Genomic DNA, 12,722 nt, shown 5'->3' with positions numbered 1-12,722 from the left:
TGTTCCAATTTTATAAAATAAAATTATATAGGGGGAAAGAAGAATGAACAAAAAGTTAAAGACTTTAGTTATGACAACGTTAGTTTTTAGCTTAACAGCTAGTTTGCTAGTTGGATGTAGCAAAAAAACAGAAACAACAAACACAAATAATATTTCTGAAACAAAAACTGACATTACACAAGAAGCAGGAAAACCTTTTAAAGCTAAAGAAGCATTTAGCGTAAGTATGTTATTTAATGACATGCCAAATTATCCTTATAAGGATACTTGGACAATATTTAAAGAAATTGAGAGTAGAACAAATGTTAAGTTAGATCTTACTGTTGTTCCATATAGTGATTATACACAAAAGAGAAGTTTACTTATAAGTACTGGTGATGCACCAATAATAATTCCCAAAACTTATCCAGGTGAAGAAGTGCAATTTATACCTTCGGGTGCAATACTTCCAGTCAGTGATTATATTGAATATATGCCTAATATGCAAAAGAAAATTAAAGATTGGAATATGGAAGAAGATATGAAACAAGTAATGCAGGCTGATGGTAAGTATTATATTTTACCTGGCCTTCATGAAAAACCTAAATATGATTATTCACTACTTATAAGAAAAGATATATTTGATCAAAATGGAATAAAAATTCCAACTTCTTGGGACGAAGTATATGATGCATTAAAAGCATTAAAAGCTAAATATCCTGATAGTTATCCTTTTTCAGATAGATGGAAGACAGATGCTATTACAAATGTAGCCGCTCCTACATTTGGTGTTTCAGCTGGATGGGGTGCAGGAAATGGTTTACAATACGATGAAAATGCTGATAAATTTTATTTTGGACCAATTTCAGATGAGTATAAAAATTTTGTAACTTATTGGAATAAACTTGTTAAAGAAGGTTTAATGGATCCTGAAAGCTTTACTCAAAGTGATGACCAAGCTAAACAAAAATTTATAACTGGAAAATCATTTGTTATATCTTCTAATACTCAAGAAACATTAGATATACAAAAGACAATGGAAAAGAATTTAGGAAAAGATAAATTTGTACTTTTACATATGCCTACTCCTGCAGGACCTAAGGGAGATGTAGTATTTGCAAGCAGATTAGAAAATGGTATAATGATATCTTCAAAAGCTAAAGATAATCCTCATTTTGAAGATATAATGAGATTTGTTGATTGGTTATGGTATAGTGATGAAGGACAAGAATTAACTAAATGGGGTGTTGAAGGAACAACATTTAAAAAAGACAGCAATGGAAAGAGAACACTTATGCCAGATATAACATTTAATGGTATGAATCCAAATGGAACTAAAGATTTGAGAAAAGATTTTGGTTATGGAAGTGGTGTATTTGTTTATGGTGGTTCTCAAGACCTTAAAATGTCTATGATGAATGATTTAGAGATATCATTACAAAATTCAATGGCAAACAAAAAAATGCTGCCTCCAGCTCCTCCAATTTTATTTAATGAAGACCAAAGAGAGCAATTTAATATGAAGGATACTCCATTAATGGATTATGTTAAAGCTCAAACTCTTAAATTTATGCTTGGTAGTGAACCGTTAAGTAATTGGGATAATTTTGTTTCTCAATGTAAAGCTAAGGGTGCTGATTCGCTTGTAGAACTTGCTAATCAAGTATATGATAATACAAAAGATAAATTAAAATAGTAAAATTTAAAATTTGGTTCGGGTGGCAATTTTGTCATCCGAATTTCCTTAATAGGGAAAATTATAGACACTAAAGGAAGTGAACAAATAAATTATGAATAAAAAAATACTTTTTAATGATGGATGGGAATTTGCTAAAAGTAGTTTAGAAATTACAGATAGCAGTAATTTAAAATTTGAACCAGTGGATATACCTCATGACTGGCTTATATATAATACATTAAATCTTTATGAAAATAGTATAGGATGGTATCGTAAAAAATTTGTATATAATAAAAAAGAAAGTCAAGTACTTTTGTGCTTTGATGGAGTATATATGGACTCTTCTTTATATGTAAACGGGCAATTTAAAGGAGAGTGGAAATATGGATATTCTTCTTTTGAACATGATATAACAAATGCACTTATTGAAGGAGAAAATGAAATTATTGTAAAAGTAGTACATAAAAGTCCAAACAGCAGATGGTATTCTGGTGCAGGTATATACCGAAATGTGTGGTTAAAAACAAGGGATAAAAATTATATTGAAACAAATGGAATATATGTATCAACAAAACAAACACCAAATGGATGGGAAGTAGAAGTTGATACAGAATTAAATGTTTATGAAAATATACAAATATCTCATATCATTATATATAAAAATCAAATTATTGCAAAGGCATCTGAGATAGTTTATGCAGAAAGTAATCCAAATCAACATAATTTACAAAAGTTGTTTGTAGAAAATCCTCTATTATGGAGTACAGATGAACCTAATCTTTATAAGCTTATTACAAAGTTATATATAATTAAAACAGATAAAAATGGACTAAAATGTATAGAAGAAATTGAATCAATATCTCAAAATATAGGATTTAGAAATATTGTACTTGATTCTAATGAAGGCATTAAAGTTAATGGTAAAAAAATAAAATTAAAGGGAGTTTGCGAGCACCACGATTTAGGAGCTTTAGGTGCTGCATTTAATAAAACAGCTTTAAAAAGAAGATTTAATATGTTAAAAGAAATGGGTGTAAACGCTATACGAACAGCTCATAATATGCCTGCGCTAGAGTTTATGGATTTAGCGGATGAAATGGGATTTTTAGTATTATCAGAAGCTTTTGATATGTGGGAAAGATCAAAAACTAATTATGATTATGCTAGATTTTTTAAAGATTGGGTTGCTGCTGATATAAAAAGCTGGATAATGAGAGATAGAAACCATCCTAGTCTTCTTATGTGGAGTATTGGAAATGAAATATATGATACTCATGCAAGTGATAGAGGTCAGGAAATAACAAAAATGCTTATTCTTCATGTACGAAAATATGATCCAAAAGAAAATGCAAAAATTACAATTTGCTCAAATTATATGCCTTGGGAAAATGCTCAAAAATGTGCTGATATTGTAAAGATTGTTGGATATAATTATGGAGAAAAATATTATCAAAATCACCATAAAAAATACCCAGATTGGATTATATATGGCAGTGAAACAGCTTCAATAGTACAAAGCAGAGGTGTATATCATTTTCCATTTGAGCAATCTATTCTTGCAGATGATGATGAGCAATGTTCTGCTCTTGGTAATAGTTCAACTAGTTGGGGAGCAAAATCACAAGAAGCATGTATTATTGCAGAAAGAGATACTGATTTTTCTTTAGGTCAATTTATTTGGACTGGATTTGACTATATAGGGGAACCTACACCGTATCACACAAAAAACTCTTATTTTGGACAAATTGATACTGCTACCTTTAAAAAAGATTCATATTATATATATCAAGCAGAATGGACAGATTACAAGATAAAGCCAATGGTTCACATTTTCCCTTATTGGGATTTTAATAAAGGTCAAATCATTGATGTTAGGGTATGCTCTAATGCACCTAAAATTGAGCTTCAATTTAATGGAAGGTCAATAGGAACTTATGATATTGATCATAAATATGGGAATAAGCTTCTTGGTCATTGGAAAATACCTTATGAAGAAGGTGAAATAAAAGCAATAGCTTATGATGAAAAAGGTAATATTATTGCAACAGATACAAAAAAATCATTTAAAGATGCAAAGAACATTTGCTTATGTGCTGATAAAGAAACACTTATTGCAAATGGTACTGATTTAATTTTTGTAGAAATAACTATGAAGGATGAATATGGAAATATAGTAGAAAATGCAAACAATAGAGTACATGTTAATGTTACTGGTGAAGGTCGTTTGATTGGGTTAGATAATGGTGATAGTACAGACTATGATCAATATAAAGGATTAAGTAAAAGATTATTTAATGGTAAATTAATGGCCATTATAGGAGCAACATTAAAACCTGGGAAAATTTATATTGAAGTTTCCTCTAAAGGTTTAAAAAGTCAGACTGCAGAATTTGAATCTATTAAATCAGAAGATGAAAATTTAGAAGGTATTTGTGCATTTATGAAAAATCAAAAATTACCATGTATTATGGGGAGCGAGGAAGAAATACCCCTTCGTAAAATTGAAATTATAAGCGAAGAAGGACAGATTTTTAATAAATCAATAAAAGAAATAAATGTGATAGCTAAATTATATCCAGAAAATACTTCTTATAAAGAAGTAGAATGGAGTGTGGTAAATGATGCAGGTATAAAATCAAATATAGCTAAAATAGAACAATTTGGGCATAAAGCCAAAATAACAGCTTTAGGTGATGGAAAATTTAGAGTTAGATGTACTAGTAAGAATGGGAGTAATAAAATAAAAATTATATCTCAATTAGAATTTAAAGCAGAGGAACTTGGTCAAGCATATAAAGATCCTTATAATTTTATATCGGCAGGGCTTTATGATTATAGTAAAGGGGAGATTGGTAATGGAAATGAAAAAGGGATAGCAACAGCTAGAGACGGAGAAACTCAAGTAGGATTTTGCAATATTGATTTTGGTCCTTATGGTTCTGATACAATAACTATTCCTATTTTTGCTTTATCAGATGATAAATATCCATTTCAAATTTGGCAGGGAATTCCAAATGAAGAAGGAAGTAAATTATTAGCTGATGTAATATATCAAAAGCCATCAAAATGGAATGTTTATCAAGAAGAAACTTACCGTTTATCTAAAAAACTTTCAGGTATTACTTCAATTTGTTTTGTTTTTCATGCAAAAGTTCATATAAAAGGGTTCTATTTTAAAAAAATGAATAGAGCTTTTGAACAAAACAATGCGGCACAAAGTGATCACATATACGGTGATACTTTTACAGTAAATGAAAATAAAGTTGAAGGCATAGGGAACAATGTTTCATTAGAATTTGAAAATATGGATTTTTCAGATAATGGCACATCAAAAATAGTTATTTATGGGAGATCTTCAATTGATAAAAATACAATTCATATAAAATTTGAAAACAATGAAGGGCAAAGTAATCAAATTATTGAATTTACCTATTCTGACAAATATGAAGAAAAAGTATTTGAATTAAAAAAGATAAAAGGAATGCAAAAAGTTACTTTTATCTTTTTACCAGGATGTAATTTTGATTTTGGATGGTTTAGATTTGAAGATTAAGGAATATGTTGATTGATAAATAGTAGTAGATAAAAAATATTAATTTAGTACTTAGTAGTAATATAAGATTTAAACAATTAAAATAGTAATAGATAAAGAGAGGATATGAATTTTCAGTATCCTCTTTTACTTAATTAATTTTTAATTATATTAGTATTAAAAATTTTTTAAGTTGTAGTTTTAATAAATTGAGAAGGGGTTATTCCTTCATATTTTTTAAATGCTCTACTAAAATAAAATACATCATTAAAACCAACTTTTCTTGCCGTTTCTGAAACTGTAAGTCCATCTTTTAAAAAATGTTTTGCTTTATTAATTCTTATATGAATTAAATAATCAATAACTGATTTACCAGTTATGCTTTTGAAAATATTTCCAAGATATGAAGGACTAATCTGTAAATAGTCAGCAAGGCTTTTTAATGTTATAGGTTGGTTGTAATTTTGTATCATATAGTTAATTACTTTATCAACTTTCTTAAAATTTGAATAACTATAATGAGGCCTTTTTTCATATTGAAAAAGAAGTGATAATATTTCAGTAAAAACAGCTCTTTCTTTAATTGTGGTAGTACCTTTTATAGAAAGTTTTAAATTTGTAAGCTCATAAAATAAATCGAAAAGTTTTCTAAATAAATATTCATCTTCTAGTTTTTCAATTGTTTTAAAAGGTAAATCACAGTTAGTAAGTGTCCATTTTGAATTATTAAGTATAGGACATGTATACAAAAATTCAACAGCAAAGCATTTCATAGGGTTTGAAGGGAACGTATAAGCTTCTCTTATATCTCCGGGTTTATAATATATTAAATCTCCTTTTGAGGCTTTAAACATATCTCCATTTTTAAAAAATACAGCTTCACCATCATATAGAAGCATTAGATTGTGAAAATTAATAGTAGTTTTTACAAGTTTCCATGAAGGTGGACAATCTCTATTAACAGCATACGAAATAATAGGAAATATATTAACTAATAATTCTTTTGAATAGCTTTCCATAATATTTAGCTCCATTATAATTATAATAAAAAATAAAAATTTAAAAATTAATATAGTTATATTGTACAAATATAATTATATATTATATGGATTAAAAGGTAAATAAAATTTATAATCGATTTCATAGAAGGCAAATTTTATTTATTATGAGAGGAGATAAAAGTATGTATAATGTAAACAGCACTTATGACTGCTGGTTAAATTATGATAATTGTAAAGAATTAAAGACAAAAGAAAGCTATAAAAAATATTGCAATATAATTTATTTTAAAGAAAGTGACGATGTAATAAATTCAGGAGTAAAAGAATTAAAACTAGCAATAAATAAAATTTTTAATATAAATCCACACATTACTAATGAACTTCCAAAGGAGCCTCATATTTTTTTAGGAATATTAAATAATAAGGAATTAAAAAAAGAAGGATTTAAAATAGAAAATTATGATGATAAAGTTTTATCAATAATAGGAAAAGATAATATAGGATTGCTTTATGGAGTGTTTAATTTAATTAAATCAATTGTTACTGGGAAAACTTTAGAAGAAGCATTAATAATAGATTTTCCTAAAAATGAATTAAGAATGATAAATCACTGGGATAATATAAGTGGAGATATAGAAAGAGGATATGCAGGACAATCATTTTTTTATAAAGATAATGAAATAATTAAAGATACATCTAGAATTAGAGATTATGCAAGGATGCTTGCTTCAGTAGCAATAAATGGAATTGTTATAAATAATGTTAATGTTCATAAACTTGAAACAAAATTTATAACTGAAGAGTATCTTCCACATATAGCAGCTTTTGCTGATGAATTTAGAAAATATGGAATAAAAACTTATTTAAGCATTAATTTTGCAGCGCCCATAGAGATTGGAGAATTATCAACAGCAGATCCTCTTGACAATGAAGTTAAAGAATGGTGGAAAGATGTAGCAGCTAAAATTTATAGTTTTATTCCTGATTTTGGAGGTTTTATTGTAAAAGCAGATTCAGAATTTAGACCAGGACCATTTACTTATGGAAGAAATCATGCTGAAGGAGCAAACATGCTTGCTGAAGCTTTAGAACCATTTGGTGGATTAGTAATTTGGAGATGTTTTGTATATAACTGCCTTCTTGATTGGAGAGATAGGACAAAAGATAGAGCAAAAGCAGCTTATGATAATTTTAAACCGTTAGATGGACAATTTAAAGATAATGTAATTTTACAAATAAAAAATGGCCCAATGGATTTTCAAATAAGAGAAGCTGTTTCACCACTATTTGGTGCAATGAAAAATACAAATATAATTCTTGAATTTCAAGCTACACAGGAATATACAGGGCAACAAAAACATTTATGTTATCTTTTACCTATGTGGAAAGAAGTACTTGATTTTGATACTTATGCAAAAGGTAAAGGTTCTTATGTAAGAAAAGTTGCAGATGGAAGTTTATTTAATAGAAAACATGGAGGTATAACTGCAGTATCTAATGTAGGAGATAGTAAATGTTGGACAGGACACCCTCTTGCTCAAGCTAATTTATATGGGTTAGGAAGAATAGCATGGAACCCAGAGGTATCTTCTGAAGAAATAGCTAAAGAGTGGGTTAAACTTACTTTTGGATGTAATAGCGAAATAGTTGAAAAAATAGTTTCAATGCTTATGGAATCAAGAGAAGTATATGAAAATTATACAAGTCCATTAGGAATAGGATGGATGGTCTATCCACATCACCATTACGGTCCAAGTGTAGATGGTTATGAATATACACCTTGGGGAACTTACCATTATGCTGATTGGAGAGGGCTTGGTGTTGATAGAACAATTGCAACCGGTACAGGGTATACAGCACAATATAATGAACCTGTATCTTCTATGTATGAAAATATAGATACTTGTCCTGAAGAGTTATTATTGTTTTTTCATCATGTACCGTATAATTATAAATTAAAGAGTGGGAAGACAGTAATTCAGCATATTTATGATACACATTTTGAAGGTGTAGAAAAAGTAGAAAAATTTATAGAAAAATGGCTATCTTTAAAAGGAAAGATAAGCGAAGAATATTTTAATATTGTTTTAGATAAATTTCAGATACAACTTAAAGATTCAAAAGAATGGAGGGATGTAATTAATACTTATTTTTATAGAAAAACGGGAATTAAAGATGCTAAATGCAGGAAAATATACGAATAATAAAAAAATTAAAACTAAATAAAGTTTGATAGTATTATATAAAAGTATATTATTTTACGTAAAACTTTTTAAAATAGTTTTAAAAAAACCTTGAAAAAATCAATAGAAAATTGTACAATTAAATAGTGAAAAGGTTTAGATATATTATATATAAGTAATTATCTGAAAGGAGATATACTATGAAAAATAAATCATTTCATATGCATCATAGTGCTTTTGGAGCATTTTCTAGTTTTATTATTGGAAAAATAGGTAAAGGAGGAGGTTTTGTTTTAAGTGATGTAAGACCACCACAAAGTAATATTCTTATAGGTTTTAAACAAGAAGGTAAAATTAAACTTCTTCCTTTCTGTACTATTAGTGATAATAGCGCAGAAGAAGAATTTACAGGAGAAGTTGCAGATACAAAAAAAGAAAAATCAATTGAACTTTTTTCTGAAAATGAAATAAATAGAGAAATTGGATGGGCATCAGATACTTGGAGTGCAGGTAATTTTAAATTCTCTTTAATTACTCCATTTGGTAATGTTAAAGAGCCATCAATAATGACTGATGAAGAAAAAAAATTTGCTTTTGCTCCAGTTATTTTTGCAAAGTTAACTCTTGATAATACAAATAGTACTTCAGATGCTGAAATGATATTTGGGATTGAAGGACTTAAAAGAAGATTATCTCAAACTACTGATAATAAATATCTTGGAGCAGCTTTTTCAACACAATACGGTTTTGGTATATCAAATAGCGAAGATGTAAGAGAGCTTTCAAGACTTGATATATTAACTTCTTGGGCTAATGATAATTATCAAAATCATGATTTAGGAAGAGCACCATCTTTAATATTTAAGGTTCCTAAAGGAAGCTCAAAAACATATACTATAGTTCTTGCAACTTATCAAAGCGGAATTATAACTACAGGTATCAACTCCAAGTTTTATTATACAGAAGTATTTAATTCTTTAGAAGAAGTTATAGAATTTGGATTAAAAAATGCTGATTATTATCTAAATTTAGCCGCTCAAAGAGATAAAGAACTTAGTGAAAGTAATTTAAATGAACATAGAAAATTCCTTATAGCTCATGCAACACATAGCTATCATGCAAATACTCAGCTTATGAAAAAGGAAGATGGCAATGCTTTATGGATTGTTAACGAAGGAGAATATATAATGATGAATACCTTTGATTTAACAATAGATCATGTTTTTTGGGAAATGAAATTTCATCCTTGGACTGTAGCAAATGTGTTAGATTTATTTGTAGAAAGATACAGCTATTACGATCAGGCAGGGTTGGCATTTACTCATGATATGGGAGTTGCTAATGGATTTTCACCAAAAGGATATTCTTCTTATGAACTCCCAAATCTTAATGGTTGTTTTAGTTATATGACTCATGAACAATTGTTAAATTGGACATTAACAGCTGGAGTATATGCATTAAAACTTAATGATAAAGAATGGGTAGCAAAAAATATAAATATTTTTGAGGAATGTTTTAAATCGCTTATATCAAGAGATAAAAATAATGATGGAATAATGGATGTTGATAGCTCAAGATGTGAAAGTGGTTCTGAAATTACAACTTATGATAGTCTTGATGTTAGTCTTGGACAAGCAAGAAATAATTTATACTTAGGAATGAAAAGCTGGGCAGCATATGTTTTGCTCAATACAATTTTAGAAAAAAATGGACATAAAGAATTAGCAGAAAAAGCTTTAAAAAGAGCAAATATAGCTGCAGACACAATAGTAAGTAAATTTGATGAAAAAGAAGGATATATTCCAGCTGTATTTGAAAAAGGAAATACTTCAAGAATAATTCCAGCCGTAGAAGCCCTTGTTTATCCTTATGTAGTTGGTAATGTAGACGCAGTAAGTGAAACTGGAACTTATGGGGAATTAATAAAAATCCTCAAAAAACATATTAAAACAATCTTAAGACCAGGAATTTGTATTGATGAAGTTTCTGGTGGATGGAAGCTATCTTCTACAAGTAAAAATACTTGGAATAGTAAAATATTTTTATCACAATACGTAATTAAAGAAATATTAAATATGAATTTTGGAGATGATGTTGAAAAAGAATGGGATAGAGTACACGAAAGCTGGCAGCAGGTAAGCTGCAGTGAAGAGGCAGCTACAGATCAGGTAAATAGTGATACTGGAACTGCAAGAGGCAGCAGGCTATATCCTAGACTTGTTACAAGTATACTTTGGATGAAATAATTTAACTAAACTTCCTAGGAGAAAAATTTTTGCCTAGGAAGTTTTCTGATAATAGGATAAAAAGTTGTATAGCTTAAATTTAAAAGTTATTTGATCTTATGAAAAATAGTTTAAACAAGGTTTGTTTTAATTCGATTTAATATTAGGAAAATAGGTGATAATTTATGAATTTAAATAAAGACCTTAATTCAAAGCTTAAACTTCCTAAACTAATAAGTGATGGTATGGTATTACAAAGAGATATAAATATAAAAATATGGGGTTTAGCGGATTCAGGCGAAAGGGTAACAATAAATTTTATAGATAAATCTTATAGTACCATAGCTGATTATAATGGAAATTGGACAATTATTTTACCTAAATTAAAAGCAGGTGGACCTTATGATATGGAAATAAAGGCTTCTACAAGTATAAAAATAAAGAATATACTTATTGGTGATGTATGGATTTGTTCAGGACAATCCAACATGGTAATACCTATGGAAAGAGTAAAGCCTATTTATGAAGATGAAATAGCTAATTGCAATAATACTTATATAAGGCAGTTTATTGTTCCAGATAAGTACGATTTTAAAAAAACAAATGAAGATTTAGAGTCAGGCACTTGGCAATGTGCAAATTCTGATAATATTCTTCAATTTACAGCAGTAGGATATTTCTTTGCTAAATCATTATTTGAAAAATATCATGTACCAATAGGCCTAATAAAAGCATGTGTAGGTGGTACTCCAATTACAGCTTGGATGAGTAAAGATGCATTAGAAAAATTTTCAGGAGATATTGAAAATATTGAAATACTTAAAGATGATGAATATATAAACAATGTAAAAAGAGATGAACAATATGCAATTAATAACTGGTTTAAAAGATTAAATGAAAATGATAAAGGATTGCAAAAGGATGGATTATCATGGTTTGATTTAAATTATGATGATTCAGATTGGCCAACAATGAAACTTCCTGCATTATGGAAAGATGAAGGACTAGAACCTTTAAATGGAGTAGTATGGTTTAGAAAAGAGGTATATATTCCAAATTCAATGATAGGAAAAAAAGCAAAACTTTTAATTGGGACAATTGTTGATAGTGATACAGCTTACATTAATGGTATATGTGTAGGCTCAACAGGATATCAGTATCCTCCAAGGAGATATGAAGTTCCAGAAAATGTACTTAAATCTGGTAAAAATGTTATTACCATAAGAGTTATTAGTAATTGCGGTAAAGGAGAGTTTATAAAAGAAAAGCCTTATAAACTTATTATAGGAGATGAAGTAATTAATTTAGAAGGTGAATGGAAGTACAATATAGGGTCGGTTAATGATGAACCATTACCACCTACAACTTTTTTTGAATATAAACCTTCAGGTTTATTTAATGGAATGATTTCACCTTTATTAAAATACCATATAAAAGGTGTTATATGGTATCAAGGTGAGTCAAACACTGATAATCCTAAGGGCTACCATGAATTATTTTCTTCTATGGTATTAGATTGGAGAAAAAAGTTTAATCAAGGAGACTTTCCGTTTTTATATGTACAGCTTGCAAATTTTATGAAGGCTAAATTAGAACCTTCTGAAAGTAATTGGGCAGAACTTAGAGATGAGCAGCGCAAAAGCCTTGATATTTCAAATGTTGGAATGGCTGTTACGATTGATATTGGAGAATGGAATGATTTACATCCTTTAAATAAAAAAGATGTAGGGAATAGACTTGCATTATTAGCTCAAAAACTTGCTTATGGTGATAATGATATTGTTTCTTCAGGTCCAATTTACAAATCTATGAAAATTGACGGAAATAAAATTATTATTAAATTTACAAACATAGGCAAAGGATTAGTTGCAAAGGATAGTAATGAGTTAAAAGATTTTGCTATTGCAGGTTTAGATAGAAAATTTGTTTGGGCAAAGGCTGTTATAGAAGATGATAAAGTTATAGTTTGGAGTGATAAAGTAAAAAATCCTATTATTGTTAGATATGCATGGGCAGATAATCCTAAAGATGCAAATTTGTATAATAAAGAAGGGCTGCCAGCATCGCCTTTTACAACTGAATAAGTAATATTTAAGTTTGATTATAAAAAAATAAAATTTGAGG

Annotated in this window: 6 protein-coding genes; 5 read left to right on the top strand and 1 reads right to left on the bottom strand. The window is 28.6% G+C overall.

Annotated elements, in window-relative coordinates; translation table 11 throughout:
* Nucleotides 1-43: 43 nt before the first annotated feature.
* Together EGD97_RS06135 and EGD97_RS06130 are read left to right on the top strand one after the other, a co-directional pair.
* On the top strand, nucleotides 44-1,675 hold the full coding sequence (locus EGD97_RS06135) for an ABC transporter substrate-binding protein (protein ID WP_127836808.1): 1,632 nt from the start codon (nucleotides 44-46) through the stop codon (nucleotides 1,673-1,675).
* Between the two features lie 94 nt (nucleotides 1,676-1,769).
* A complete protein-coding gene (locus tag EGD97_RS06130) occupies nucleotides 1,770-5,210 on the top strand; it encodes a glycoside hydrolase family 2 TIM barrel-domain containing protein (RefSeq protein WP_127836807.1) in 3,441 nt (1,146 codons plus the stop codon).
* 167 nt (nucleotides 5,211-5,377) lie between these two features.
* Here the strand turns inward: EGD97_RS06130 and EGD97_RS06125 are convergent, their stop codons facing one another.
* On the bottom strand, nucleotides 5,378-6,208 hold the full coding sequence (locus EGD97_RS06125) for an AraC family transcriptional regulator (protein WP_127836806.1): 831 nt from the start codon (nucleotides 6,206-6,208) through the stop codon (nucleotides 5,378-5,380).
* Nucleotides 6,209-6,372: 164 nt separating this feature from the next.
* Between EGD97_RS06125 and EGD97_RS06120 the strand changes: the two genes are divergently transcribed.
* The 3 genes from EGD97_RS06120 (at nucleotide 6,373) to EGD97_RS06110 (ending at nucleotide 12,682) form a co-directional block, all read left to right on the top strand.
* Nucleotides 6,373-8,394, top strand: a complete 2,022-nt coding sequence (locus EGD97_RS06120; RefSeq protein WP_205693949.1) for an alpha-glucuronidase family glycosyl hydrolase — start codon at nucleotides 6,373-6,375, stop codon at nucleotides 8,392-8,394.
* 179 nt (nucleotides 8,395-8,573) lie between these two features.
* Nucleotides 8,574-10,619 (top strand): glycoside hydrolase family 52 protein, encoded by a 2,046-nt coding sequence (locus EGD97_RS06115; RefSeq protein WP_127836804.1) that lies wholly within the window; start codon nucleotides 8,574-8,576, stop codon nucleotides 10,617-10,619.
* Between the two features lie 164 nt (nucleotides 10,620-10,783).
* Nucleotides 10,784-12,682 carry a sialate O-acetylesterase gene (locus EGD97_RS06110; RefSeq protein ID WP_127836803.1) on the top strand — a complete coding sequence of 633 codons (1,899 nt, stop codon included), beginning with the start codon at nucleotides 10,784-10,786 and terminating at the stop codon, nucleotides 12,680-12,682.
* The last annotated feature ends 40 nt before the right edge of the window (nucleotides 12,683-12,722 follow it).

This window comes from Clostridium prolinivorans, from assembly GCF_004011155.1.
Taxonomy (GTDB): Bacteria; Bacillota; Clostridia; order Clostridiales; family Clostridiaceae; genus Clostridium_AT; species Clostridium_AT prolinivorans.
Note: the sequence above shows the minus strand (reverse complement) of the source record. Positions and strands in the feature narration are given on the sequence as shown.

Excerpts from the sequence above, each read along its gene's own strand:
- EGD97_RS06130 (WP_127836807.1), top strand. The coding sequence starts at position 1,770 with ATGAATAAAAAAATACTTTTTAATGATGGATGGGAATTTGCTAAAAGT.
- EGD97_RS06110 (WP_127836803.1), top strand. The coding sequence starts at position 10,784 with ATGAATTTAAATAAAGACCTTAATTCAAAGCTTAAACTTCCTAAACTA.
- EGD97_RS06120 (WP_205693949.1), top strand. The coding sequence starts at position 6,373 with ATGTATAATGTAAACAGCACTTATGACTGCTGGTTAAATTATGATAAT.
- EGD97_RS06125 (WP_127836806.1), bottom strand. The coding sequence starts at position 6,208 with ATGGAAAGCTATTCAAAAGAATTATTAGTTAATATATTTCCTATTATT.
- EGD97_RS06135 (WP_127836808.1), top strand. The coding sequence starts at position 44 with ATGAACAAAAAGTTAAAGACTTTAGTTATGACAACGTTAGTTTTTAGC.
- EGD97_RS06115 (WP_127836804.1), top strand. The coding sequence starts at position 8,574 with ATGAAAAATAAATCATTTCATATGCATCATAGTGCTTTTGGAGCATTT.